Source organism: Streptomyces sp. NBC_01410, from assembly GCF_045040195.1.
Classification (GTDB): domain Bacteria; phylum Actinomycetota; class Actinomycetes; order Streptomycetales; family Streptomycetaceae; genus Streptomyces.
On the sequence record NZ_CP109530.1, the window covers coordinates 1,270,701 to 1,296,304 of the forward strand.

Consider the following 25,604-nt stretch of genomic DNA (forward strand, 5'->3'; position numbering starts at 1 on the left):
CTCACCGGCGGAGGCGTCCTCCCGGGGGGGCACCGTGTCCCGGCCGGCGTCACCGCGTCCCCGCACCGTGTCCTAGCCGGCGTCGACCGTGCCCTGCCCCGCCTTCCGCAGCCTGCGGGCCTGCGCCGCACGGGCGACGGCCCAGCCCACGCCGCCGGCCGCGACCAGCACCAGAATCCGCTCGGGCCAGGTACCCAGCCGGGTCGCGGGAGTGAGCGAGGAACGCAGCGGCACCTCGGCGACCAGGGCGTCCGGCGTGAACATCTCCGTCCTCTGGACGATCTTCCCGTCCGGCATGATCACCGCGCTGACGCCGCTGGTCACGGGAACGACGACGGAGCGCCCGTGCTCGACGGCCCGCACCTGCGACATGGCCAGCTGCTGATAGGTCATCTCACTGCGGCCGAAGGTGGCGTTGTTGCTGGGTACGGAGATCAGCTGCGCGCCGTGGGTGACCGTGTCCCGCGCGGCGTCGTCGAACGCCGCCTCGAAGCAGGTGACAAGTCCGACCCTGGTACCCGCCAGATCGAAGACACCCACCTTGTGGCCGGGGCCGAAGTCACGCCGGACCCGGTCGACGTCGGCGCTGAAGAGCCGTACGAAGGAGCGCATCGGGATGTACTCGCCGAACGGCTGGACATGACGCTTGTCGTAGGTGTTGACGGGCCCGCCCACCGGGTCCCATTCGATCAGGGTGTTGCGGAGCTTGCCGGTGTCGGGAGTGACGACGGCGCCCACGACGGTCGGTACGCCGATCGCCTTCACCGCCCGGTCGATCACGAGCTTGGCGTCGGGATTGCGGTACGGGTCGAGGTCCGAGGAGTTCTCGGGCCACAGCACGAAGTCCGGCTTCGCCACCTTGCCCGCCGTCACATCGGCGGCGAGCTGCTGGGTGCGGCGGGCGTGGTTGTCGAGGACGGCGCGGCGCTGGGAGTTGAAGTCGAGCCCCAGGCGCGGCACGTTGCCCTGGATCGCAGCGACGGTCGCGGTGCCGTCCTCGGCGCTGTCGTCGACGAGCGGCAGGGCGGCGAGGCTCCCGGCGACCGGGACGAGCACGGTGAGGACCGCTGCGAGAGCCGCACCGCGCGGCAGTTCGCCGGTACGCCGGTACGCGTGAACGCGGCGGGCGGTCTCGTACAGACCGAAGCCGCACAGGACGACCGCGAAACTGAGCAGCGGCGTCCCACCCACCGCGGCCAGCGGCAGAAAGACGCTGTCCGCCTGGCCGAAGGCGATCTTGCCCCAGGGGAAGCCGCCGAACGGCATCCGCGCGCGGGCCGCCTCGCCCACGATCCACACCCCGGCGGCCCACACCGGCCACACGGGCAGCCGGGACACCGCGGCGATGCCCATGCAGGCGAGGGCGACGAACACGGCCTCCGCCGCCGTCAGGGCCACCCACGGCAGGGCGCCGACCTCCTCGCCCGTCCAGACGAGCAGGGGCAGCAGAAAGCCGAGGCCGGTGAGGTAGCCGAGGCCGAAGGCGGGCCGCAGCCTGCGCCCGTACAAGGTCCAGCCGAGCAGGGCGAACGCGGGCAGGGCCAGCCACCACAGGGGCCGCGGCGGGAAGCTCAGGAACAGCATCACCCCGGACAGCGCGGCGGCACCCGGCCGAACGGACCGGCGCAGCAGCGGGTGGCCTGCGGCGGTGGCGGGCTGGGGGGTGTCGACGGAGGTGACGGTGGCGCTCACCCAGCGGAGTCTACGGCGGGTGGCCGTGCTCTCGGCAGTCCGGTCCGGATCACCGGCCGGCTGACGCATCTGCGGGTCGGGCCGCCCGCCGCCGCTGCCGCAATCCGGGACGGCCTGGCCCTACCGCTGCCGCAACTCCGGGACCGCCTGCCCCCACCCCTGCCGCAACTCCGGGACCGCCTGCCCCCACCCCTGCCGCAACTCCGGGACCGCCTGCCCCCACCCCTGCCGCAACTCCGGGACCGCCTGCCCCCACCCCTGCCGCAACTCCGGGACCGCCTTCCGCCCCCGCTGCCGCAACGTTCCTGCGCAACCCATCCACAAACACCCGCATCTGCCGTTACCGTGTGCGCCAGTCCTGCCACCCGATCCGGTTCGGCTGCTGCGGCAGGGCCCGTCACAGGTCGGGGGGTCGACGGGATGGCTGCACCGGACAGCCGGTCCGCGGCGCGCGAGCGCGGCAGCGCGGCCGATGTCGTCGGCGTCGCCGTCCTCAGCGGATGCGTCGTGTGGTCGCTCGTCAGCGCGGCCGGGCGCGAGGCACGGCCTGAGGGCGTACTGCTCGCCGTGTTCGCCGTCGCCGCGGGCTACGCCTGCGGCCGTATCAGCGGCACACTCCTGCCGGTCGCCGCCCCGTCCGCGGCGGCGCTCGCCGCGCTCGGTCTGGCGCTCGCATCGCGGGAGGGCGTACCCGGTGCCAACGCGGGCGCCCCCATCCAGCCGGGTCACACCGGGGCGGCCGCCGCCCTGCTGGTACTCGCCGCGGGCGCCGGCTGCTGCGCCGCCTCCGCCGCCCGCCCGCCGGTGCTGCGTCTCGCAATGCGTCTGCTCGCTCTCGCCGTCGCCTCCACCGCGCTGGCGCTCGGTTCCGTGACCGCGTTCGCCGCCGCGATCGGCGTGCTGCTCTGCTCGCTCGCGGCGGCCCGGATGCGCTGGCGGACCCTGGCACTCGGCGGACTCGCCGTCGCCACCGCCCTGGTCGTCGCCACCACATGGGGCGTGGCCGAGGACGCCCTGCCGGAGGGACTCACGGTCTCGCTGGAAGGCCAGCTGACCCAGAACCGGGTGGCGCTGTGGCAGGACGCGGTCGCCCTCGCCAAGGAGGATCCCTTACGGGGCGTGGGCCCCGACCGCTTCGGCACGCTGAGCAGCACCGCGCAGCAGTCGCTGGGCTCCGACGGCAAACCGCACTCCGCCTCGCTCCAGCAGGCGGCCGAGCAGGGTGTGGTGGGGGTGGCCCTGCTGGGGGCGGTCTTCGGCTGGTTGCTCTACGGCCTGTGGCGCTCGCCCCGGTCCACGCCCGTGGTGCTGAGCGCGGGCGCCACGTTGACGGCACTGGCATTCCTGGCGAGTGTCGGCAACGCTCTGAGCTTCACCCCGGTGACGGCGGGTGCGGGGCTGCTCGCCGGTCTGGCGACTGCCCGCATGCCGGGCGAGGGCAGCGCGGGAGCGCAGCGGCTCGCGGCACGGCAGAGGCACGCGGACAGTCCGGTGCTGTAGGCCGCATGGGCCCTCGCGGCAGCCGGAGGAGGCTCAGGCCTCCGCGGGCCGGCCCGCTGCGGCGCCCGCCAGGCCGAGGCAGTGGCGGATCACCCTGACGGCCTCTTCCGCGTCGTCGACGGTCACGGTGAAGGTCCTGCCGTCGCCCAGCGTGACGACGATGCCCTCACCCCGGCGTACGACCACGGCCGTGCCCTTCTCGGGGCGCCAGCGATAGCCCCAGCCGCCCCAATGCCGGGGATTGACCTTCGGGTCGAACTCCGCGCACACGACATGGGAGAGCGGGATCCTTCGCCGCGGCAGGCCCATGTAGCCGCAGCGCACCTCGACGGCATCGCGGTCCACCCGTACCGCCACATGGACGAAGGCGAGGGTCCCGTACAGGATGAACAGCCCCGCCGCGACACAGCCGATCACGGACATCAGCAGGGCGACGATGCCCGAGGTCCATGTGGAGTCGACGGCGAGCTCGACACCCAGCGCCATGCAGGCCGCGCCCGCCGCGGCGAGCAGCCACTGAATGCGGTTGGTGGCACGCCCGGTCCAGACCGCTGGCCGCGGCTCCACGGTGGGCGACGAGTCGTGGGGGTGGTCCGTCATGGACGCAGAGTACCGAGCTTCCGGTGGCTCGGCAGTGACTCGGGAATCGAGATCGGGCCAAGGACGGGGGCAACCCGCGCGCGAGCGGCGGCGGGCCGGACGGGCGGTCCTCGTCAGTGTGCGGGGGTCACTGCCTGGAGCAGGCGGCCTTCGGCATAGCTCATCGACTGCCCGGGAAGAGCGGACTCACGGCCGCTGAGCAGCACGGTGAGCCTGTTTCCCGGAGTGGCGTCAGGGGCGGGCAGTTCGCCGATACGGCGCAGCGCCTGTGCCGCGACGGCCTCGGCCGAACCGTGCAGGACGACCTGCCCGCCGACGGCTGCCCTGATGCGGTCGGCGACCAGCTCGTAATGGGTGCAGCCCAGGACGACGGCCCTTACATCGCCGGGAGTGAGGGCAGCCGCCGCCGCAACCGCCGCGTCGATGGCTGTCTCGTCCGCGTGCTCCACAGCGTCCGCAAGTCCCGGGCAGGGCACCTCGGTCACAGTGACCGAGTCGGCGAAGTCCCGAATGAGGCCGCGCTGGTAGGGGCTGCCGGTCGTCGCGGGCGTCGCCCAGATCGCGACGGGGCCGCCGCCCGCCGACGCCGGCTTGATCGCGGGCACCGTCCCGATGACCGGGATCGCGGGCTCCAGTTCCGCGCGCAGCGTGGGCAGGGCGTGCACGGAGGCCGTGTTGCAGGCGACGATCAGCGCGTCGGGGCGTTGCGCGGCGGCCGCACGGGCCACGGCGAGCGCACGCTCGGTGAGATCGTCGGGTGTACGGGGCCCCCAGGGCATGCCGTCGGGGTCGCACGACAGGACCAGATCCGTGTCCGGCCGCAGCCGGCGCACCGCAGTGGCCGCCGCGAGCAGGCCGATTCCGGAGTCCATAAGCGCGATCTTCACCCGGTCACCTTAGTCGACTGCCCTTGCGGTAACGGCGTGGTGGGGCAGACTGCGGCAAATGAGCGCCATTGCCTGGATCGCCGTCGGATCGCTCGCCACCTGGGGATGGCTGCTGCTCGGGCAGGGCTTCTTCTGGCGTACCGATCAACGGCTCCCCCGGCGCGAGGCCCCCGCCGACTGGCCGGATGTGGCCGTTGTCGTGCCCGCGCGCGACGAGGCGGAGGTGCTGCCGGTCAGCCTGCCCTCGCTCCTCGCCCAGGACTATCCCGGCCGCGCGGAGATCGTTCTGGTCGACGACGGCAGTACGGACGGAACTGGGGAGGTGGCCCGCGCGCTGTCCGGGCAGCACGGCGGACTGCCCCTTCGGGTGGTCTCCCCCGGTGAGCCGGAGCCGGGCTGGACCGGCAAGCTCTGGGCGTTGCGGCACGGCATCGCCGTGGCCCGGGCCGCGCGCGAGCCCGAGTATCTGCTGCTGACCGACGCGGACATCGCCCATGATCCGGACAGTCTGCGCGAATTGGTGGCCGCCGCCCGCACGCAGGGTCTCGACCTGGTTTCCCAGATGGCCCGGCTGCGGGTCGCGAGCGGCTGGGAGCGACTTGTGGTGCCCGCCTTCGTCTACTTCTTCTCGCAGCTCTACCCCTTCCGGTGGGTCAACCGCCCGGGTGCCCGCACGGCGGCCGCGGCGGGTGGCTGCGTGCTGCTGCGCACCGAGGCAGCCGAACGGGCGGGCGTACCGGAGTCGATCCGGCAGGCGGTGATCGACGATGTGTCGCTGGCTCGGGCGGTGCAGCAGGCGGGCGGGCGGATCTGGCTGGGCCTTGCGGAACGTGTGGACAGCGTGCGGCCGTATCCGCGGCTGGCGAACCTGTGGCGGATGGTGTCGCGCAGCGCGTACGCGCAACTGCTCCACAGTCCCCTGCTGCTGGCCGGAACGGTGGTGGGGCTCGCGCTCGTCTATCTCGTGCCACCCGTCGCGCTGTGCTTCGGAGTGTTCGGGAACGACGCGGCCGCGGGCTGGGCCGGGGGCCTGGCGTGGGCGGTGATGACGGGCACGTATCTCCCGATGCTGCGCTACTACCGCCAACCTCTGCTGCTCGCGCCCCTGCTGCCCTTCACCGCGCTGTTGTATCTGCTGATGACGGTCGATTCGGCGGTACAGCACTACCGCGGCCGGGGAGCCGCCTGGAAGGGACGTACGTACTCACGTCCCGAGACGGCTCCCGACCGCTGAGGATCTACTTCCTGCCGGGCGTCCAGTTCATGCCCCAGCCGTACGCGTAGTCGATGGTGCGCTGCGGGCTCACGCCACGCTCCGGGACCAGGAAGCGGGCCTCGCGCTGGACGACGAGATCCGAGCCGGTGTTGGTGATCAGCGCGAGCGCGCAGACCGTCGACGGCACAGTGCACTCGCCGAGCGAGAAGTCGATCGCGGCGCCGTGCTGCGGCTGGAGTGTGACCGTCGCGTCCAGATCGGCGAAGCTGCGCGCGCCTTGGTAGATGGTGACGAAGATGACGACGCGGCGCAGCTGGTCCTTGTGATCGAGGTTGATGGTGAGGTTCTCGCCGGAGGTGCCGCCGGTGCGGTCGTCCCCGTCGAGATGGATGTACGGAGGCTGGTTCAGCGCGCCGAAGGCGTTGCCGAGGGCCTGGACCACGCCCTTGCGGCCGTCGGTGAGTTCGAAGAGCGCGCACAGATCGAGGTCGAGGTCGCCGTGCATGGCGACTGCTCTGCCGAGTTTGGCGCCCCAGCCCTGGAACTGCTTGCGCACCTGCCAGCTGAGGTTCACGCGCATCGCGCCCGACGTGCCGCCCTGTTTGGTGAGGGAGACGGACGGGGTGTCCTTCGTGAGCGTCACCTTGGTGAGGCGTACGGGAGCGGAGGGCGCGGCAGCGGGCGGAGGCGGCGCCGGAGCCGTAGGCGCCACGGGCTGCGGCATCGGTGCCGGCGGTGCCGGAGGCCTGACGGGCTCGGCCGGAATCGGGGCAGCCGGCGCGGGTGCCGCCTGCTGCGGCTCGTCGACCGTGATGCCGAAGTCCGTCGCCAGGCCCTGTAGTCCGCTGCTGTAGCCCTGCCCCACGGCACGGAACTTCCACGCGCCCTGACGCCGGTACAGCTCGCCCAGCACAAAGGCCGTCTCCACGGTCGCGTCCTGGCTGTCGTAGCGCGCGATCTCGGCGCCGGAGCCCGCGTCGAGCACCTTGATGTAGAGCCCGGGCACCTGCCCGAAGCTGCCGCTGTCGGCCGAGGCGGCCAGCACGATCTTCTCGATCGCGGGCTCCACGCGCGCGAGGTCGAAGGACATCTGGTCCCTCACACCGTCCGGTGCGGTCTGCTTGCCCTCGTGGCGTACGGCCCCCGAGGCGTGCGAAGGCTGGTTGTAGAAGACGAAGTCGGCGTCGGAACGGACCTTTCCCGACGCCAGGAGGAGCGCCGAGGCGTCGACGTCCGGCACACCCGGCCCTGAACGCCAGCCCAACTCGACGCGAACCTGCGGCGCCGAAACCGGAGTATTGGCTCCTTTAAGCATGGACATGCTCGCCCCCATCGCGAGTCGGGGTGTCCGGAAAGTTCATCTGGCGACCACCTAACCATCCGAGCGGCTCGAGCACCCCGGCCGACCCGTGGGTAACCCGCTCTCAGCTTGCCCTTTACACGATCTCAGCACTTGCCTGCGACCGATTTCCCCAGATTCGCTCACATTGGGGATCCATGGTCACTCGCATCTCCCGAAACAACCCTCTTATCGGACTCCCCAACCAGCACATCGTGGGCTTAACTTATGTGCCATGACCTCCCCCCGCGCCACCTACGGCGGCGGTTACTACTCCGCTCCGTCGTTCCCCGACACCCCCATCTACGACTCCCTGGTCGCGGAGCGGGGCACACCTCAGATCGCGCCGATCCGAGTGCCTTCCGCGTACGACACCGGCAACAGCTACCTGCCGGCACTCCCCGCGGCCCTGCCCGCCCTCCCGGCGGCTCCCTCTCCCTCCTACGGCTATCCGCAGCAGATGCAGCAGCCCATGCCGCTGCAGCACGCACCTGCTCCGTACATCCCGCAGCAGCCCCAGGTGCCGCGCGGGTATCCCGGACCCCAGGGCTACTCCCAGCAGCAGCCCCGTCCGGTCGCCACCGGTTACGAGGCGATGCGGCCCGCGGCCGCCCGTCCCGCTCCGGCGCCCACGCCCTACGACGACCCGTACAACCGGCCGTACCAGGGCGGCCGGGGGTACTGACCGACCGACTGTCCACCCGGTCCGATGCGGACGCGGGGTGCGCACCGGCGAAACGGCTGAACAGCCGCGGGAATTCGCCGGGGGACCGTCGGTGGACACTGATCGACCCTTCGGCCACGGTGGCCGACCAACGCCGGCAGCGACTGCCGGCGTTGGCGCATGTCCGGGCCCTCGAGCCCTCCGGCCGGGCGGCGGATTCCGGCCGTTCCGCGCCGATCCCCACCTATGAGCGCCGATCCCGCCATTCCGGGGTCGATGCGCGCCGATGCGCGCCCATGGGAACCCTCCGTGGTGCCGCGCGCGTTGGACGGTTGGCGGGGGCCGGAGCGTGTCGGGGGGGCAGGGGTGACGTTGCTCTCTGTTCGCACCACCCGCGCCTGTGCCGTGCCGTACCGGGCTATGACGGATGCGGAAGGGGGTGCAGGACCGTGCGAACAGCCGCAGGAGTCTGGCGCTGGCGCCGCAATCCCCTGCGCCGTGCGACCGATATCTTCGAGGCATGGCTGGCGCTCGTCGCCGCCGTCCTTCTCGTCACCGCCGCTCCGGCCGTCGGCTGGCTCTGCGGCAGTCTGACCGACGACTCGCTGCGACATCGGTGCGGATCCAGCGACAGCAGCGTCATCCGGTCACCGCGACGGTGCTGAGACCGGCCGAGGAGCCCAGGCCCGCGGCGTACGACCCCGAAGGTGCGGCGGCCCGTGAGCAGCGCCGGCGCGTCGTGGCGAAGTGGACGGCGGTGGACGGCAGTCGGCACACCGGCACGGTCTCCACCGTGCTGCGCAGCGCGCGAGCCGGCGACACCTTCACCATCTGGACCGACCGTACGGGCCGGATCGTCAGTCGTCCGATGGACGCGGCGACCGCGCGGGTGCACGCCGTTCTCGCGGGCATCGCAGCCGCCCTGAGCGCCGCGGGGCTCGTCGAAGGTGCCAGACGGCTGGTCATGTGGCGGCTGATACGACGCAGACACGCGTGCCTGGACCGGGCCTGGGCCGCGGCGGGCCCCGACTGGGGCCGCACCGGCGCGGGCAGCTGACCGGTCACATCTCGTCAACTCCCGCTCGTCGCGCGCGCTACGGTGGTGCGACCCCTCGGGGGTGAGGGGGCGTCCCCTCGGAGGCGCGGCAGAGCAGTTTCACGAGGTGGGGGCAGAGCAGCACGATGGCACAGGGCACGGTCCAGGTGACGCACACCGGCACATCGCGGTGGCGGCGCCGCACGGGCGAGTACCCCTCACTGGCCGCAGCCCTGGAGGCCGCGGGTGACGGCGACATTCTCACCGTCGCGCCGGGGACGTACCGCGAAAACCTTGTCGTCCAGCGGGCGGTGACCCTGCGCGGCTCCGAGGGCGCGGTCGGTTCGGTGCGCATCGCGCCCGCCGACGGGGTCGCGCTGACCGTGCGTGCCTCGGCCACCGTCCAGGACCTCCATGTGGAGGGGCAGGACTCGGCGGCCCCCGCGCTGCTCGTCGAGGACGGCACACCCGAGCTGATCGATCTGCGGATCGTGACCCGTTCCGCGGCCGGTCTCGAGGTGCGTGGCGCGGCCAGGCCCACCGTCCGCCGCTGCACCGTCGACAATCCGGGGGGCGTCGGCATCGGCGTTCTGGACGGTGCGGGCGGGGTGTTCGAGGAGTGCGAGGTCGTCGCGGCCGGCCAGTCGGGCATCTCCGTGCGGGGCGGCGCGCATCCGCGTTTCGAGCGCTGCCGGGTGCATCATGCTTCGGGCGCCGGCCTGAGCGTGACGGGCGAGGGCAGCGGTCTGGAGGCGATCGGCTGCGAGGTGTACGAGATCAAGGGCACCGGCGTCCAGATCGCCTCGCGTGCCTCGGCCCATCTGACGGACTCCACCGTGCACCGCACGTCGGCGGACGGCATCACCCTCGACACGGATTCCGTGCTCACGCTCTCCGACTGTGATATTCACGACATTCCGGAGAACGCGATCGATCTGCGCTCCCGGTCGGTGCTCACGCTCACCCGCTCCACGGTGCGCCGCTTCGGGCGCAACGGCCTGTCGGTGTGGGATCCGGGCACGCGGGTGGATGCCAACCAGTGCGAGATCCACGACAGTACGGGCGACTATCCGGCCGTCTGGGTCAGCGACGGCGCGAGTGCCGTCCTCGACTCGTGCCGTGTCCACGACGTCCCGGACGCGCTGTTCGTCCTCGATCGCGGCTCGCGCGTCGATGTCGTCGACAGCGATCTCTCCCAGATCCGCAACACGGCCGTGTCGGTGAGCGACGGCGCGACCGCGCAGCTCGACGACTGCCGGATCAGAGAGGCCTCCACCGGCGCCTGGTTCCGCGACCACGGCAGCGGCGGCACCCTCAACGGCTGCACCATCGACGCGGCGCAGACCGGCGTGATCGTCACCAAGGGCGCGGATCCGGTGATCGAGCGCTGCACGGTCACCTCGCCCGCCGAGGCCGGTTTCTATGTCTCGGCGGAGGGCCGCGGCACCTTCCGCGGCTGCCGGGTCACCGGCAGCGGCGGCTACGGCTTCCATGTGATGGACGGCTGCCGTACGACGCTGAGCCGCTGCCGCACCGAGCGCTGTGCGCGCGGCGGTTACGAGTTCGCCGATTCCGACGGTGTGGTCGCCGAGGACTGCACGAGCGACGAGAGCGGCGTACGGACCGCGGCCGAGCCGGCGACGGCCGTGCTGACCGCGACCCAGTCCCCCGGGCTGCTCACCGCGGTCCCCGGGCAGCCCGCCCCCGAAGCCGTGCCCGCCGAGCCCGTACGGGCCTCGGGTGCCGTGCTCGGCGAACTGGACGCGCTCGTGGGTCTGGAGAGCGTCAAGCGCGAAGTCCGCACGCTCACCAACATGATCGAGGTCGGCAGGCGCCGTCAGGAGGCGGGCCTGAAGGCCGCGTCCGTCCGCCGCCATCTGGTCTTCACCGGCTCCCCCGGCACCGGCAAGACGACCGTGGCGCGGTTGTACGGCGAGATCCTGGCCTCGCTCGGAGTGCTCGAGCGCGGCCATCTCGTCGAGGTCTCCCGCGTCGACCTGGTCGGCGAGCACATCGGCTCGACCGCGATCCGTACGCAGGAGGCGTTCGACCGGGCGCGCGGCGGTGTGCTCTTCATCGACGAGGCCTATGCCCTCTCCCCGGAGGACTCCGGGCGGGACTTCGGCAAGGAGGCCATCGACACGCTGGTGAAGCTGATGGAGGACCACCGCGAGGCGGTGGTGGTGATCGTCGCCGGGTACACCGCAGAGATGGAGCGGTTCCTGTCCGTCAACCCCGGTGTGGCATCCCGGTTCTCACGGACCATCACCTTCCACGACTACGTGCCCGAAGAACTGCTGCGGATCGTGGAGCAGCAGGCCGAGGACCATGAGTACCGGCTGGGCACGGGCACGGGTGAAGCACTGCTGAAGTACTTCACCGCGCTGCCCAAGGGGCCCGCATTCGGCAACGGCCGCACCGCCCGCCAGACCTTCGAGTCGATGGTGGAGCGGCACGCGAGCCGGGTCGCCGAGCTCACCGAGGTGAACACCGACGACCTGACCCTGCTCTACCCGGACGATCTGCCCGAACTGCCCTGAGTCTGACGGGGAACGACGGGCGTGAGCCGGTCGAGCAGCTCGCGCCGTTCCTTTCCGAACTCCGGGTCGGCCTGGTACTCGGAGTGCCCGAGGATCGGCTCGGGCAGGGGATGCAGGTTCGAACGCCCGTACACCAGCGGGTCCTTGAACGCCTCGCAGTCGACTCCGGGGCGCGCGCCGTCGGCGGGGACCAGGACGGGCCCGCCGATGGGGTCGGTGAGCCGCCACAGATTGCGCCAGGTGCTCACCTGGCCGCTCAGCTCGGCGAGGGCGACGGGCCCGAAATAGGCGGGGAACCACCGGCCGTACAGGCGCTCCAGCGGTGATCCGTACGTCAGCAGCGCCACCCGGCGCCGGGTGGCCGCGGGCAGCTGCCAGACGGCGGCTGCCGCCAGCACGCTGCCCTGGGAGTGGCCGGAGATGACGAGACGCCCGCCGGTACGTGCGGTCCAGGTGCACATCCGCCAGGTCAGGTCGGGGACGGCGCGCTCCGCGTAACAGGGCGGCGCGAAGGGGTGGGCGGCGCGCGGCCAGAAGGTGCCGACGTCCCACAGGATGCCGATGGTGCGCCGGGCGGAGGCGTCACGGTAGGCGCGGCGGCCCCAGGTGACGAACAGTATGAAGCCGAAGCCGATCAGCCAGGAACCGGCGGACTGCGCGGCCTCGGCAACGGACTGGGCGAAGCCGTCGCCGAAGGCCTCGCCGGGCACGTCGCCGCTCACCCACGCGCCGGCGACCGCGCCCGCGCCGAGGAGCAGGGTGGCGCCGGAGACGATGCCGACGATCCAGGGTGCCGCGTCGGTGAGGGCGGCCCGCGCGCGGGTGCCCGCGATGCGCCGGGTGCGGCCCTCGTCGGGACGGCCGACCTCGTACTCCGCCTCCACTCCTCTCCCGAGACCGCGGGCTCTCCGCCAGGTGCGTACGGCCAGGACGACGCCCGGGACGAACAGGACGATCAGCAGGACGGGGATGACCGAGGCCTGCCAGCTGAGCAGCACGGGCGGCCCCGGAATGGAGCCTTCGCCGTCCATGCCGGGCGTCCCGGGGCCGTCCAGCCAGTCGGCGACGCGCTGGGCGACACCTCCGGTCATCACCCCGCCGAGGGCGCAGGCAAGCATCGCGACAGCCGGCCCGCCCAGTCCGTACAGAGCGGTGCGCGCATGACGCGCGCGGCGGTGCAGGATCCAGGCGACGACGCCCAGGACGATGACCAGCGCCCCCTGGGCGAGGGCGATGACGCGGAAGGTGACATCGCCGGGGAGGGTGGCGGTGGAGGCCCAGCCGGGCCGCGACCAGGAGGCGTACAGCAGCGACAGGGCTAACACCGCGAGTGCGGCACCCGGCAGCCGGCGCACTGCGGCGCGGTCGATGCGGACATCGAACTTCTTCTCGCTGCGCCCCCTGCGCACCACGACCCACAGCACGCCGAGCAGCCCGATGACGAGGGCCGCTTCCAGCAGCCATCCGCAGGCCTTGAGCAGCGCGTCGTCGCCGCGCCGGTCGTGGCGTGCGGCGGCTCCCCCGACGGCGGCTGCGACGGTGAGGAAGCCCGCGGCGGTGTGCGCGGCGCGCAGCCTGGCGACGAGCCGGCGGCCGTACCAGAAGCCCGGGCGGCCGAGCGCGGGCCGGACGACGGGGTCCTTCGGCCCGGCGGCGTCCTCCTCGATCTCCTGCAGGCCCTCCTCCTCGCCCATGTCCTCGCCGGTCGGCGGCCGCTGGGATTCGTACGCGCTCCAGGTGCGGTTGGAGAGATACCAGAGCAGTCCGACCAGCGCGGCCGGTACGACCGCGGCGAGCGCGAGGCGCCTGCCGGGCTGTGACCACCAGCCGCCCTGAGCGGCGGACACGAATCCCAGCCAGGACCTTTCCCGAGTGCATGCTGCAGAGCCGGCGCACTGCCAGGCCAGCAGATCGAGCGCGACCTCGCAGGCGGCGGCCGTCAGCAGCACGGTGAGGCTGAGGGCGACGAGGCGCACAAGCACGCCGTACAGCCGTGTCGTGGTCCTGCGGCCCTTCGCGCGCGGGCGCATCCAGTGCGCGAGGTTGGCCACCATGAAGGGGAGCAGCAGCAGCCACAGGGCACGTGCGCTGTTGCCGGAGGTGAGGTTGGACCAGCAGTACGCCTCGGGGACGGGCCGGTCCTCGTACCGTTCGGGGTGGCTCTCCGCCTTCTCGTCGTCGGTGCGCCGGAACACGGCGGCTTTCTCGTCACCGGAGATCCGGATCGTCCGGGGGTCGCCGAGCATGTCCTGCGGGGTGGCTCCGCCGACGCCGTGGACCAGCAGTTCCAGCGCGGGCCCTCCGTTCGGCGGGACCGGAGTGGCAGAGGACACTTCTGTGACTCGCTCTCTCGATATAAGGCTCTCGATGGGAGGATCGATCAGTGCGCGGCCGCGCGGTGGGTCATGACCACCATCCCGGATCATGGCAGTTCACCGCACGGCACTTACGGAATCTCCCCGAGCCCCGGCGGTACCGGCCGTGCGAGGATGAGCAGCCTTGGCCACAGGCGGTGTACGACACCCGGTGTACGACGAGACGGAAGGACCGGCCCCGGCAGTGACCGACAACCAGAACCTGCTCGCGGAGCAGCGGCGCGCCCTGATCCTCGACGAGGTGCGCAGGCGCGGCGGGGTGCGGGTCAACGAGCTCACCCGCAAACTCAATGTCTCCGACATGACAGTGCGCCGGGATCTGGACGCTCTGGCCCGGCAGGGGGTCATCGAGAAGGTCCACGGCGGCGCGGTGCCGGTGGTCGAGGCGAGTACGCACGAGCCCGGGTTCGAGGCCAAGTCGGCGCTGGAGCTGAGCGCCAAGGAGGACATCGCGCGGGCGGCGGCCCGGATGGCGGTGCCCGGCAGCGCGATCGCGCTGTCCGGCGGCACCACGACCTATGCCCTGGCGCACCACCTTCTCGACGTGCCCGATCTGACGGTGGTCACCAACTCGGTGCGGGTCGCGGACGTGTTCCACGCGGCGCAGCGCGCGGGCGCCGCGGGCGGCCAGCGGCCCGGCGCGGCCACGGTGGTCCTCACCGGAGGCGTGCGTACGCCATCCGACTCACTTGTGGGCCCGGTCGCCGACCAGGCGATCCGTTCCCTCCACTTCGATGTGCTCTTTCTCGGCGTGCACGGGATCTCGGTCGAGGCCGGGCTGTCCACGCCGAATCTGGCGGAGGCGGAGACGAACCGCCGTTTCGTCCAGGCGGCTCGGCGGGTCGTCGTGGTCGCCGACCACACCAAGTGGGGGACGGTGGGCCTGAGTTCCTTCGCCGCGCTGGCCGAGGTCGACACGCTGGTGACGGACTCGGGGCTGTCCGAGGAGGCGCGCGAGGAGATCGCCGAGCATCTGCCGGGTCTGGTGGTGGCGGGCGGTCACGAGACGTCCGGCGGGAGTTCCGGCGGCCCTGAGAGTTCAGCCGGTCCTGAGAGCGCCGGCGGACAGGACGGCTGACGCCGGGTGGGCACCTTCCGGCTCACGCGGGCCGTCGCGCTGCCGGCCGACGAGGTCTGGTCGCGCGTCACCGACTGGCGCGGGCACGCGGCCCAGGTGCCGCTGACGGCCGTCCGGGTCGTGACGCCGCCGCCGACCCGGGTGGGCACCCGCTTCGTCGCACGCTCCGGAGTGGGCCGCGCCGGCTTCGACGATCCGATGGAGGTCGTCCGCTGGGAGCCGCCCGCAGGCGGCAGGCCGGGGCGCTGCCGTCTGGAGAAGCGTGGCTCCGTCATCACGGGCTGGGCCGAGATCGAGGTGCTTCCGGAGGGTGCCGGCGCCGTGGTGGTCTGGGTGGAGGAGCTGCGTATCCGCTTCCTGCCCCGGCTGCTTGATCCGCTGGTCGCCCGGGCGGGGCGGCTGGTGTTCGGCCGCGCACTGGACGGACTCCTGCGGAGACCCTCGTCTCATGTCTGAAGCATCTGCCGACAATTGACGATCTGTCAGCTATGGTGCGACCCCACCCCTCTCCCCGCCGGAGGTACGGTCCCATGGCACGCCGACTGAGCCCCGTGGAACTCGACTTCGTCAAGTCCGCCCCCCTGCGCCTGGTCTTCTCGGCCGAGGTGTCGGCCGCGCCGAAGGCGGTGTACGAGGCGCTCGCCGAGGATGTCGCGGGCCTGCCCACCTGGTTCGACGCGGTCGCCTCCGCCACTCCGACACACGGGGGCGCGGGCCGCGAGGTCAGGCTCAGGGGCGGGATCTTCTTCGCCGAGACGATCCTCGCCACCGACCCCGGCGAACGCTATGCGTACCGCGTGGACCGTACCAACGCCCCTGGTCTGCGTGCCCTGTTGGAGGAGTGGCGGCTCACGCCCGGCACGTCCGGCACCCTGGTGCGGTGGACGTTCGCGGTGGACGCCCCCGCGCCGATGCGCGGCGTACTGAAGCTGAGCCGGGCGGGACTCGCCTCGTCCTTCCGGGGCGCGGTCCGCAACCTCGACCGGAAACTCGCCCGCGCCGCGCGGTGAGAGATCAGCGGGGCCACTCCCCCGTGGCAAGGAACTGCTCGATCGTCGCCGTGTACGGGGCGATGTCCAGGCCCTGTTCGTCCAGCCAGGCATCGGAGTAGTACTTGTCGAGGTAGCGGTCACCCGGGTCGCAGAGCAGCGTGACCACACTGCCTCGGCGCCCGTCGGCCACCATCTCGGCGATGATCTTCAGCGAGCTCCACAGTCCGGTGCCGGTGGAGCCGCCCGCCTTGCGGCCGATTGCCTTCTCCAGGGCCCGTACGGCGGCGACACTCGCCGCGTCCGGCACCTTCATCATCCGGTCGATGGCGCCGGGCACGAAGCTGGGCTCCATGCGCGGCCGCCCGATGCCCTCGATACGGGAGCCGCAGTCATTGCTGGCGCCCGGGTCGCCATGGGTCCAGCCCTCGAAGAAACAGGAGTTCTCCGGGTCGGGGACACAGACCCGGGTGTCGTGCTGCATGTAGTGCACATAGCGGGCGATGGTCGCCGAGGTACCGCCGGTGCCTGCCGTCGCCACGATCCACGCCGGCTCGGGATAGCGCTCCAGGCGCAGCTGCTGGTAGATCGATTCGGCGATGTTGTTGTTGCCGCGCCAGTCGGTGGCCCGCTCCGCGTAGGTGAACTGGTCCATGTAGTGGCCGCCGGTGCGCTCCGCGAGGGACGCGGACTCCTCGTACATCTTGCGCGAGTCGTCCACGAAGTGGCACTGCCCGCCGTGGAATTCGATCAGCCGGATTTTCTCGGGGCTGGTCGTGCGCGGCATCACGGCGATGAAGGGGACACCGATCAGCTTGGCGAAATAGGCCTCGGAGACCGCGGTCGAGCCGCTGGACGCCTCGATGACCGGTTTGCCCGGCCGGATCCAGCCATTGCACAGGCCGTAGAGGAACAGCGAGCGCGCGAGGCGGTGCTTGAGGCTGCCGGTCGGATGGGTGGACTCGTCCTTGAGGTAGAGGTCGATTCTCCACTCCTCTGGCAGCGGGAAACGCAGCAGATGCGTGTCAGCGGAGCGGTTCGCGTCGGCCTGGACCTTGCGGACCGCTTCCTTCAGCCATGCCCGGTAATGCGGATCGCTGCGGTCCACATCGACGGTCACCATCGCCCCGTCCGTCACAGACTTCCCACTCGTACTCATGCGTGCCGTACCTCGCCTTGTCGACTCCGGTCCCCACTCGTCACAGTAAGCCCCTCACCTGCACAAACGTTCACTTTGGGGATCCATAGGAGTCACTTGCAGGCCAGGAGCCGCCCCTGCCTTTCCGCACGTACTGGTGAACTCGCCCCGAGTTGTGCAGACTTGCCAGCAGGAAACGTGCGAAGGGGGCGGAGACTCGATGGCGATGGCAGAGCCCGAATTCAGTGCTACGGGCGTGCGGATCGAGCGGTGGCCGCGATCATTGACAAGGGCCGGACAAGTGCTGATAAAGGACGGCAGGCTGGCGCTGCTCACCAGCTACGGCCGGGTGATCGAGAGCGCGCCGGTGCGCGCGGTCAGGGCCGGTAAGCCCTGGTTCGCCGATGACGCGAGCACGGTCGCGACGCTCAACGGCAAGAGGTACCGGCTCACGATGGGGCAGCGCAGCCGCAGGCCGGAGGGCCGGGCGCTGGCCGGGCGCTTCCTGGAGGCCGTGCGCGGCGCAGGCGGCACCAGGAGCTGAGAGTAACCACCCGAGTGCGGTGAGTTGCGGAACCGTCTGCACTGGTTCACGCTTGTATCACGTCACTCAGGGTTTACCGGCGGTCACGCTGTGATCCAGCCCGCCGGACACATCAGCAGCCAGCCAACTGCTGGATCCGATCCTTCGTCTTCCGGACCTCATTCGGGGAGTCGCAGCCGTGATCAGCCAGCCAAGCAGGCACTGCACGGTGGAGCTCCAGGCCCTGCCGTCGCGGATCGGTCAGGTCCGCAGAATCATCTCGGCGCAACTGCGCTACTGGCATCTCGATCCCTTGATCGACCAGGCAGCGCTGGGCGTCACCGAACTGCTGACCAATGTCCACCGCCATGCCCAGCCCGACAAAGTGTGCACTGTCGAGATCGAGTTGCTGCTCGACCGGCTCACGGTCTCGGTCCATGACCACGATCCGCGCCTTCCGACCGTGCGCGACTCCGATGCGCTGGACACCTCCGGCCGCGGGCTCGCGCTGATAGCGGCGGTGAGCGAGAGCTGGGGCGTACGGCCCAAGGGCGACACGGGCAAGATCGTGTGGTTCACGCTCTCGGCGCCGTCGCCCGCGGTGGCTCTGCCGGCGTACCCGATGGTGTACGGAGCGACGCCTGACGGCCCGTTCGCCGAAACGCAGGACGGTGCGCGCAAACGCGCCACAGTGCGGTCGACCGTCGCCGGGTGAGCAGAAGGCGCCGGACGGGCTCGGGGCCCGTCCGGCGTTCGGGAACACCACTCGGACTACTCCGTCTACTCCGTGGCGATGGCGCGCAGCACGTCCAGGCGTGCCGCCCGCCGCGCCGGCCGCCAGCCCGCGACCGCCCCGGCCACCAGGCCGACCAGCGCGACCACCAGGAGCTGAAGCGGTGGTACGGCGAACGCGAAGGCGGTGTCGCCAGCGCCCTCGGACGCCTTGACGAGCACCCAGCCGAGCAGCCCGCCCAGCGCCAGTCCGCCTGCCGTGCCGAAGGCGGCGACCAGCACCGACTCGTAGCGCACCATCGCGCGCAGCTGCCTCCTGGTCTGTCCGACCGCCCGCAACAGTCCCAGTTCCCTGGTGCGTTCGTGAATCGCGAGGGTGAGCGTGTTGGCGATGCCTAGCAGCGCGATCACGACGGCGAGCGCGAGCAGGGCGTAGACCAGGGTGAGCATCATGTCGATGGCTCCGGCCGCACTCTGCGCGTACTCGTCACGGGTCTGCACCTCGGGGTTGCCGTACGCGGCCGCTGTCTTCTCGACCGCCGCCGCGCCGTCCGCGGTGGACACGCCGTCCTTGAAAGTGACGGCGATCAGCGTGTCGGAGTCCTGGCCCCGGTGCGGGGCCCAGGCCTCGCGGGTGATGACGTAGTCGCCCGCCAGCTCCGACTGCTCGAAGACGGCGCGGACGGTGAAGGTCTGCTTCTGACCGTCGGTGAAGGCGAGTTCGGCGGTGGAGCCGGGCTTCCAGCCCTTCTTGTCGGCCTCGGTGTCCGCGACGGCCATTCCGGCAGTGCCGAGGCCGTCGAGCGAGCCCTGCACGGTGCCGAGGTCGAAGGACCTGCCCAGCGCCACCGGGTCGGTGACAGTCAGCAGGCGTCCCGCGCCGTCGACCTCCGCGGCGCCCTTGCCCAGGCCGACCGCGGTCTCCACCTCGGGCTGCGCGGCGATGGCGGGAGCCAGCTTCGGGCTGAGCCCGCTGCCGCCCGCGCCGAAGGCGGGCACGCTGACGGCCACATCACCGGCAAAGGACCGGGAGACCGTCTGGTCCATGGTCGCCTTCAGCGAGGCGCCGAAGACGGTGAACAGGGAGACGACGGCGACACCGATCATCAGCGCGGTCGCGGTGGCCGCGGTCCGTTTGGGGCTGCGCAGGGCGTTGCGCTTTGCCAGGCTGCCGGACACGCCGCGCAGCCGGTCGAGCGGCCCGCCGAGGATCCGTACCGCATACGAGGACGCGACCGGGCCGAGCACCACGAAGGCCGCCAGTGCCAGCACAGCCCCCGCAGCCGCGAGCCAGATGGACGGTGAGGCCAGGACGCCGAACAGGATGATGCCGATACCGGCCAGGGCGACGCCCGTTCCGATGTACGCACGCTTCCGGGAAGCCGCCGACTGGTCCACGGCCGTCTCGCGCAGCGCGGCGAGCGGAGCGGTCCGCCCGGCGCGCAGAGCGGGCATCAGCGCGGAGCCGAGACCCACGATCACGCCGACGGCGAGCGGCAGCAGCAGCGAGAGACCGCTGATGACCAGGCTGCCCTCCGGGAAGGGGAAACCGATGACGGGGAACAGCGCCCGCAGTCCCGCGGCGATCCCGATGCCACCGAGCAGACCCACGGCGGACGCGGCCAGCGCGACGACGGCCGCCTCGACGAGCGTCGAGCCGACGACCTGTCGCCTCGACGCGCCGAGCGCGCGCAGCAGCGCGTTCTCGCGGGTGCGCTGGGCGATGACGATCGCGAAGGTGTTGTAGATGGAGAACGTCGCGACCAGCAGCACGATGCCGGAGAACACCAGCAGCAGGGTCGTGAACAGACTCAGGAACTGACCCGAGATCATGTCCTGGTTCTCTTCCGTCACCTCCTGGCCGGTGACCGCCTCGACTCCCTGGGGCAGTACGGGCGTCAGCGCGTCCACGAGCTCCTGCTGACTGGTGCCGGGTCCGGCCCGCACCTGGATGGACGCGGCCTGACCGGGCTTGGGGGTGAGGTACTTCTCGGCGTCGGCGAGGGTCATTGCGGTGAAGGTGACCTGGGCCATGCCGTCCTCGCCGCCGAAGGTCACCAGTCCGACGATGGTGACCTGCACCGGGTCGGGGGTGCGCAGCACGGTACGGTCGCCGATCTCCAGCCCGCCCCTGTCGGCGGTGCCGCGGTTGACCACGACCTCGCCGCTCCTGGCGGGGACCCGTCCCTCGGCGAGCTGGTACGGGTTGAGCTCCGGGTCCGCGATCCAGTTGCCTGCGAGCGTCGGCGGGCCCTGTCCGCCGACGGGCTTGCCGCCCGCTCCGACGAGCTGTCCCGCGCCCTGGATGCTGGGCACGGCGGCGGCGACACCCGGCGTCTTCTCGATCCTCGACACGAGGTCGGTCCCTACGGGCTGCCGGGTGCCCTGGCCCTCGCCGGAGACCGTGACGACGTTGGAGCTGCGGACGACGGCGTCGGTGCCGCCGTTGGCGCTGGCGAACATGGTGTCGAAGCTGCCGCGGAGCGTGTCGCCCATGATGAGCGTGCCCGCGAGAAAGGCCACGCCGAGCAGTACGGCGGTGAAGGTGCCGGCGAAGCGCCGTTTGTGGGCGCGCAGGGAGTTGAGGCTGATGCGCAGCGAGGCGCGGCTGCCGCTCATGTCTTCGTCCCCTTGGCGTCGAAGGCCTTGAGACGGTCCAGGACGCGCTCGGCGGTCGGGGCCTCCATCCGGTCGACGAGCCGTCCGTCGGCGAGGAAGACGACCTCGTCGGCGTGGGCCGCGGCGACCGGGTCATGGGTGACCATGACGACCGTACGGTCCGTCTGACGCACGGCCCGGCCCAGCAGCCGCAGCACCTCTTCACCCGAGCGGGAGTCGAGATTGCCGGTGGGCTCGTCGGCGAAGACCACGTCGGGCCGGCCGGCGAATGCGCGGGCCACGGCAACGCGCTGCTGCTGTCCGCCGGAGAGTTCGCTCGGCCGGTGGTGCAGCCGGTCGCGCAGTCCGACGGCGTCGATGAGGGCGTCGAGCCACTCACCGTCGGCCCGCTCCCCCGCCAGATCCATGGGGAGCGTGATGTTCTCGGCGACGGTGAGTGTGGGGATGAGATTGAAGGCCTGGAAGACGAAGCCGATGCGCTCGCGCCGCAGCAGGGTGAGCCTGCGGTCGTCGAGCGCGCTCAGATCGGTGTCGCCGATGAGGGCGGAGCCCGAGGTGAGCGTGTCGAGCCCGGCGGCGCAGTGCATCAGAGTCGACTTGCCCGAGCCCGAGGGCCCCATGATGGCGGTGAAGCGGCCGACCGGGAAGTCGACGCTCACCCCGTCCAGGGCCCTCACTTCGGTGTCGCCCTTGCCGTAGACCTTGACGGCGTCGACGACGCGGGCGGCGATCCGGGTCAGGGTGGCGGTGGTGGTCATGCCGCGCCGTCCTTGCCCGCCGTGCGGCCGAACTGCTCGTCCAGGACCGACAGTCGGCGCCAGTATTCGTCCTCGTCGATCTCACCGGCGGCGAAACGGCGTCCGATGATCGCGATCGGCGAGTTCTCGCCGTACGTCGATCGGGGGCCCTGCCACGGGCCGCGGCGGCCGCGCCAGATGCCGGTGCGGCGCAGGACGGTGACGACGGAGACGACGACGGCCGCCCAGATCAGCGGGAAGAACAGAATCCACGGGCCGGGCCCGTCGTACGCCAGGGTGTTCATCTCGGTTCAGCTCCTCGGTGGCGATGGTGGTACGTGGTTCGTTGTCGCCTTCGAGGCTCCCGCCGGGAGGGGGTCGAAGTCGTCGTACGGCCAGCGGCACTGCGCGTACCACCCCGGGAGTACGCAGGGCTTTCACGGCTGCTCCCGAGCAGCCTGGATTCTGTACCTACTAGTATGTACAGTCGGGCGTATGAGCACCCCGGAACGGCTGATCGAGGCCACCCGAGAGCTGCTATGGGAGCGCGGCTATGTGGGCACCAGCCCCAAGGCGATCCAGCAGCAGGCGGGCGCAGGCCAGGGCAGCATGTACCACCACTTCGCGGGCAAGCCCGATCTGGCGCTGGCGGCGATACGGCGCACGGCCGAGGAACTGCGCGCGAGTGCCGACGCGGCGCTGGGCGTCGAGGGGACGGCGTACGAGCGGATCAGCGCCTACCTGCTGCGCGAGCGGGACGTGCTGCGCGGCTGCCCCGTCGGACGGCTGACCATGGACCCGGACGTCATCGCCGACGACGAGCTGCGCGCCCCGGTGGAGGAGACGCTCGACTGGCTGCGCGCACGGCTCGCGGCAATCGTCCAGGAGGGGCGGGAGCGGGGCGAGTTGAGCTCCGCGCTGGTGCCCGCCGAGATCTCGGCGACGATCGTCGCGACCGTGCAGGGCGGCTATGTGCTGGCCCGGGCCTCGGGCTCGACGGCCGCGTTCGACGCGGGTGTGCGGGGCCTGCTGGCTCTGCTGCGGACCAACGGGAGCAATTGATGCATGCCATGCAGTACGAGATCACCCTTCCCGCCGACTACGACACGGGGATCATCCGTGAGCGGGTCGCGACCAGGGGGCATCTCCTGGACGACTTCCCCGGGCTGGGGCTCAAGGCATATCTGATGCGCGAGCGCGCCGAGGGCTCCCCGGTGAACCAGTACGCGCCGTTCTATCTGTGGGCCGCGCCCGAAGGCATGAACGGCTTCCTGTGGGGGCCGGGATTCCAGGGCATCGTCGACGACTTCGGACGTCCGGTCGTCCAGCACTGGACGGGACTGGCGTACGAAGAGGGGCCCGCCTCCGGTGCCGTGCCGCGGACCGCGACACGCCGTCGGGTACGCCTGCCGGAGTACGACCCGCCCGCCGATGCCGTGGAGCGGGCACTGGAAGAGCACCGGCGTCTCGCGAGCGCGGACGGCGCGGTGGCGGTCGCCGTCGGCATCGATCCCCGGCACTGGGAGCTGGTGTACTTCGCACTCTGGGCCGAGGACGCGCCCAAGGAGGTCGGCGATCCCTTCCAGGTGCTGCATCTGTCGGCCCCGCAGCGTGCTGAGCTGCCTCGCGGACGGCACTGGTGAGCCTCGTCCGAACGGTCGTAGAGCCTGATCCAAACGACAGGCTCTAGACCGGACCTGCGAACTCGCGCTCCAGCCGCCGCCGTACGCGCTCCTCATGGAAGAGGCGTCCCACAAGCGCTCCGCCGTAGACGACGAATCCGGCGCCGACGAGCCAGGACTGGATGACGAGCACGGTTCCGAACGGGCCGTAGGTGACGGCGTTGGACGCGATCAGCGGCGAGAAGACCAGCTGCGAGAAGACCCGCAGACCCAGCATGCCCACGCCCGTGGCCACAGACCCGGGCAGCAGGGCACGCCAGCGGACCCGGCCGCCGAGCAGCACGCGCTGCGAGACCCAGAAGAACAGGATGGTGCCGATGAGGTCACCCACGGCGTTGAATATCGTGACCGCGACCGATTGGGCCGACAGGGGTGTGTTGACGAAGGCCAGGAGGGCGAAGATCAGCAGGGCGAGCCAGACGACGTGCCGCCACATGGTGTGCCAGCGGGCGGTCGGCAGGTCCCAGACCTTCTCGTAGCCCGTCTGTACGGCAGCGCCGAAGGTCAGACCGAAGACGGTGAGCGCGGCGAGACCGAAGGCGGTCGTGCGCTGCAGCGTCGCACCCGGGAGGCCGAACAGCCGCTGCACCTCGTCCTGGGAGGCTTCGGACACCCCCAGCGCCTGGCCCAGCCAGCGGGCGAAGCCCTGTCCGCTCGCCGGATCGGCCGCCGCGACGACGACGAGCAGCGGAACCAGCGTCAGAAAGCCCAGTGCGGCGAAGCCCATGGCACGGTGCATCAGCTCCATCTCGCGGCCGCGGTTCCAGGCCAGCCCTACCGGTGACGCAGCAATCCTGCGGCCCAGGTCGTGGAGCCGGTGCGCGTGGGAAGCCGCGCCGGAGGGCTTGTGGGTCATAGGTCCTCGACTACCCGGAAGTGCGTCGCCACGCTTCCATCGTGCCCCCGGTCGGGTGTTCGCGCCCGTGCCGCCGACGGGCTGCCGATCCGGCCGGGCAGGGTCGTGTACCCGCGCGTCCGCCGCGCCGTGTACACATCCCTCAGGACCCCCTTCGGCGATCAGCCGAGCGCGGCCAGCGGGTCGTCGAGCACCGGCTGCCAGGCCAACTCGGCGGCTCCGACCAGGCTGTTGTGATCCAGCGTGCAGGCCAGAATCGGCACCCCGCCGCTGCGTCCCCACAGACTGCGGTCGGCGACCACGGCGCGCAGCCGCTCGGGGTCGGCCTCGAGCAGATCGCGGTGCAGCCCGCCGAGGATGATGCGGTCGGGGTTGAGGATGTTGACCAGACCGGCGAGCCCGAGGCCGAGGCGGTCGATGAGTTCCTCGGCCGCGTTGCGTACGGCCGGGTCGTCGTACTCCGTACGCAGCAGCCGGCGGCACTGCTGGAGCAGTGAGACCTCGGGGCCGGGGTCGCGTCCCGCGGCGATGAGGAAGGCGAGCGGGTCGGCCTCGACGTCGAGGCAGCCGCGGCTGCCGCAGTGGCAGGGGCGTCCCTCCGGGTTGACGGTGAGGTGGCCGACTTCGAGAGCGAGGCCCGAACTGCCGGTGTGGAGGCGGCCGTCGAGCACCAGGGCCCCGCCGACGCCGCGGTGGCCGGTGGCGACGCAGAGCAGATGCTGGGCGCCGCGGCCCGCGCCGTGGCGGTGTTCGGCGAGCGCCGCGAGGTTGACATCGTTGCCGGTGAACGCGGGTCCCTGGATGCCCGCCGCACGGACCCGCTCGGCGAAGATGTCGCGGACGGGGGCCCCGGCGGGCCAGGCGAGGTGGAGGGGATTGAGCGCGGTGCCTTCCGGTTCGGCGACCGCGGAGGGCACGGCGAGGCCCGCGCCCACGCATCTGCGTCCGCTCGCGCGGAGCAGCGCCGCGCCCGCGTCGACGACCTCGCCGAGCACTTGGGCGGGGTCCTCGGAGACGGTGACGCAGCCGGGCGCGGTGGCGACGGTGCGGCCGCCGAGTGCGACGAGCGCGGCGCGGAATCCGTCGGCGTGCACCTGGGCGGCGAGGACGACCGGGCCCGCGTCGTTGACGGCGAGCCGGTGCGAGGGGCGACCCTGGGATCCCGCGGCGGCGCCGGGCCGGGAGTCGACCCGGATCAGCCCGAGGGCTTCGAGTTCCGCGGCGACGGCGCCGGCGGTGGCGCGGGTGACGCCGAGCTCGGCGGTGAGGACGGCGCGGGTGGGGGCGCGGCCCGTATGAACCAGTTCCAGCGCGGGGCCAAGCGCGCCGCGGCCCCTCTCCAGCCTCGTTTTGATGGTTGTCGCCTTGCCGTTCATGGATGCGAGTCTCCCATGATCCGGA

22 protein-coding genes and 1 pseudogene are annotated in these 25,604 nt (G+C 71.6%); 12 read left to right on the forward strand and 11 right to left on the reverse strand.

The genetic code is table 11. From position 1 onward, the window contains the following. Positions 1–72: 72 nt before the first annotated feature. The gene (gene lnt, locus OG741_RS05840; protein ID WP_405595752.1) at positions 73–1,692 is read right to left on the reverse strand and encodes an apolipoprotein N-acyltransferase; all 1,620 of its coding nucleotides are present in this window, start codon (positions 1,690–1,692) and stop codon (positions 73–75) included. A 420-nt stretch (positions 1,693–2,112) separates the two neighbouring features. On the opposite strand from lnt, the gene OG741_RS05845 reads away from it, so the two are divergent. Further along, positions 2,113–3,192, forward strand: a complete 1,080-nt coding sequence (locus OG741_RS05845; RefSeq protein WP_405595753.1) for an O-antigen ligase family protein — start codon at positions 2,113–2,115, stop codon at positions 3,190–3,192. 33 nt (positions 3,193–3,225) lie between these two features. On the opposite strand, the gene OG741_RS05850 is transcribed toward OG741_RS05845, so the two are convergent. After that, on the reverse strand, positions 3,226–3,792 hold the full coding sequence (locus OG741_RS05850) for a hypothetical protein (protein WP_405595754.1): 567 nt from the start codon (positions 3,790–3,792) through the stop codon (positions 3,226–3,228). Between the two features lie 113 nt (positions 3,793–3,905). After that, positions 3,906–4,679 (reverse strand): glutamate racemase, encoded by a 774-nt coding sequence (locus OG741_RS05855; RefSeq protein ID WP_405595755.1) that lies wholly within the window; start codon positions 4,677–4,679, stop codon positions 3,906–3,908. A 58-nt stretch (positions 4,680–4,737) separates the two neighbouring features. On the opposite strand from OG741_RS05855, the gene OG741_RS05860 reads away from it, so the two are divergent. Then, positions 4,738–5,913 (forward strand): glycosyltransferase, encoded by a 1,176-nt coding sequence (locus OG741_RS05860; protein WP_405595756.1) that lies wholly within the window; start codon positions 4,738–4,740, stop codon positions 5,911–5,913. Positions 5,914–5,917: 4 nt separating this feature from the next. On the opposite strand, the gene OG741_RS05865 is transcribed toward OG741_RS05860, so the two are convergent. Further along, positions 5,918–7,216: a TerD family protein gene (locus tag OG741_RS05865; RefSeq protein WP_405595757.1), complete on the reverse strand. Its 1,299-nt coding sequence runs from the start codon at positions 7,214–7,216 to the stop codon at positions 5,918–5,920. A 253-nt stretch (positions 7,217–7,469) separates the two neighbouring features. Between OG741_RS05865 and OG741_RS05870 the strand changes: the two genes are divergently transcribed. From OG741_RS05870 to OG741_RS05880, 3 genes and pseudogenes are all read left to right on the forward strand, one after another. Further along, positions 7,470–7,919 carry a DUF6643 family protein gene (locus tag OG741_RS05870; RefSeq protein WP_266487988.1) on the forward strand — a complete coding sequence of 150 codons (450 nt, stop codon included), beginning with the start codon at positions 7,470–7,472 and terminating at the stop codon, positions 7,917–7,919. 428 nt (positions 7,920–8,347) lie between these two features. Beyond that, positions 8,348–8,955 (forward strand): annotated as a pseudogene (locus OG741_RS05875) (hypothetical protein). A gap of 125 nt (positions 8,956–9,080) precedes the next feature. Continuing rightward, positions 9,081–11,474, forward strand: coding sequence for a right-handed parallel beta-helix repeat-containing protein (locus tag OG741_RS05880; RefSeq protein ID WP_405595758.1), 2,394 nt, complete (start codon positions 9,081–9,083; stop codon positions 11,472–11,474). Here the strand turns inward: OG741_RS05880 and OG741_RS05885 are convergent. Next, the gene (locus OG741_RS05885; protein ID WP_405595759.1) at positions 11,444–13,807 is read right to left on the reverse strand and encodes a hypothetical protein; all 2,364 of its coding nucleotides are present in this window, start codon (positions 13,805–13,807) and stop codon (positions 11,444–11,446) included. The genes OG741_RS05880 and OG741_RS05885 overlap by 31 nt on opposite strands. A 226-nt stretch (positions 13,808–14,033) precedes the next feature. On the opposite strand from OG741_RS05885, the gene OG741_RS05890 reads away from it, so the two are divergent. From OG741_RS05890 to OG741_RS05900, 3 genes are all read left to right on the forward strand, one after another. Beyond that, positions 14,034–14,927: a DeoR/GlpR family DNA-binding transcription regulator gene (locus tag OG741_RS05890; protein ID WP_405605416.1), complete on the forward strand. Its 894-nt coding sequence runs from the start codon at positions 14,034–14,036 to the stop codon at positions 14,925–14,927. A gap of 6 nt (positions 14,928–14,933) precedes the next feature. After that, the gene (locus OG741_RS05895) at positions 14,934–15,383 is read left to right on the forward strand and encodes an SRPBCC family protein (protein ID WP_405595760.1); all 450 of its coding nucleotides are present in this window, start codon (positions 14,934–14,936) and stop codon (positions 15,381–15,383) included. A gap of 74 nt (positions 15,384–15,457) precedes the next feature. Continuing rightward, positions 15,458–15,937 carry an SRPBCC family protein gene (locus OG741_RS05900; RefSeq protein WP_405595761.1) on the forward strand — a complete coding sequence of 160 codons (480 nt, stop codon included), beginning with the start codon at positions 15,458–15,460 and terminating at the stop codon, positions 15,935–15,937. A 4-nt stretch (positions 15,938–15,941) separates the two neighbouring features. On the opposite strand, the gene OG741_RS05905 is transcribed toward OG741_RS05900, so the two are convergent. Beyond that, positions 15,942–17,075, reverse strand: a complete 1,134-nt coding sequence (locus tag OG741_RS05905) for a PLP-dependent cysteine synthase family protein (protein WP_405595762.1) — start codon at positions 17,073–17,075, stop codon at positions 15,942–15,944. A gap of 199 nt (positions 17,076–17,274) precedes the next feature. Here OG741_RS05905 and OG741_RS05910 point away from each other — a divergent pair, with 199 nt between their 5' ends. Continuing rightward, positions 17,275–17,598 carry a hypothetical protein gene (locus OG741_RS05910; protein ID WP_266488005.1) on the forward strand — a complete coding sequence of 108 codons (324 nt, stop codon included), beginning with the start codon at positions 17,275–17,277 and terminating at the stop codon, positions 17,596–17,598. 178 nt (positions 17,599–17,776) lie between these two features. Next, positions 17,777–18,292, forward strand: coding sequence for an ATP-binding protein (locus tag OG741_RS05915; protein ID WP_405595763.1), 516 nt, complete (start codon positions 17,777–17,779; stop codon positions 18,290–18,292). A 65-nt stretch (positions 18,293–18,357) separates the two neighbouring features. On the opposite strand, the gene OG741_RS05920 is transcribed toward OG741_RS05915, so the two are convergent. The 3 genes from OG741_RS05920 to OG741_RS05930 are packed head-to-tail and all read right to left on the reverse strand — an operon-like array spanning position 18,358 to position 21,970. Then, positions 18,358–20,928 carry an ABC transporter permease gene (locus tag OG741_RS05920; protein WP_405595764.1) on the reverse strand — a complete coding sequence of 857 codons (2,571 nt, stop codon included), beginning with the start codon at positions 20,926–20,928 and terminating at the stop codon, positions 18,358–18,360. Further along, the gene (locus OG741_RS05925; protein ID WP_405595765.1) at positions 20,925–21,686 is read right to left on the reverse strand and encodes an ABC transporter ATP-binding protein; all 762 of its coding nucleotides are present in this window, start codon (positions 21,684–21,686) and stop codon (positions 20,925–20,927) included. Before OG741_RS05925 ends, OG741_RS05920 begins: the two co-directional genes overlap by 4 nt. Further along, positions 21,683–21,970, reverse strand: a complete 288-nt coding sequence (locus tag OG741_RS05930; protein ID WP_405595766.1) for an SHOCT domain-containing protein — start codon at positions 21,968–21,970, stop codon at positions 21,683–21,685. Before OG741_RS05930 ends, OG741_RS05925 begins: the two co-directional genes overlap by 4 nt. A gap of 190 nt (positions 21,971–22,160) precedes the next feature. Here OG741_RS05930 and OG741_RS05935 point away from each other — a divergent pair, with 190 nt between their 5' ends. Together OG741_RS05935 and OG741_RS05940 are read left to right on the forward strand one after the other, a co-directional pair. After that, complete coding sequence (locus OG741_RS05935; RefSeq protein ID WP_405595767.1) at positions 22,161–22,727, forward strand: TetR/AcrR family transcriptional regulator; 567 nt, start codon at positions 22,161–22,163, stop codon at positions 22,725–22,727. After that, a complete protein-coding gene (locus OG741_RS05940) occupies positions 22,727–23,308 on the forward strand; it encodes a DUF4865 family protein (RefSeq protein WP_405595768.1) in 582 nt (193 codons plus the stop codon). The genes OG741_RS05935 and OG741_RS05940 overlap by 1 nt, the downstream gene beginning before the upstream one ends. 43 nt (positions 23,309–23,351) lie before the next feature. Here the strand turns inward: OG741_RS05940 and OG741_RS05945 are convergent, their stop codons facing one another. Continuing rightward, positions 23,352–24,203 carry a YhjD/YihY/BrkB family envelope integrity protein gene (locus OG741_RS05945; RefSeq protein ID WP_405595769.1) on the reverse strand — a complete coding sequence of 284 codons (852 nt, stop codon included), beginning with the start codon at positions 24,201–24,203 and terminating at the stop codon, positions 23,352–23,354. Between the two features lie 161 nt (positions 24,204–24,364). Beyond that, positions 24,365–25,579, reverse strand: a complete 1,215-nt coding sequence (locus tag OG741_RS05950) for an ROK family protein (protein ID WP_405595770.1) — start codon at positions 25,577–25,579, stop codon at positions 24,365–24,367. Between the last annotated feature and the right edge of the window lie 25 nt (positions 25,580–25,604).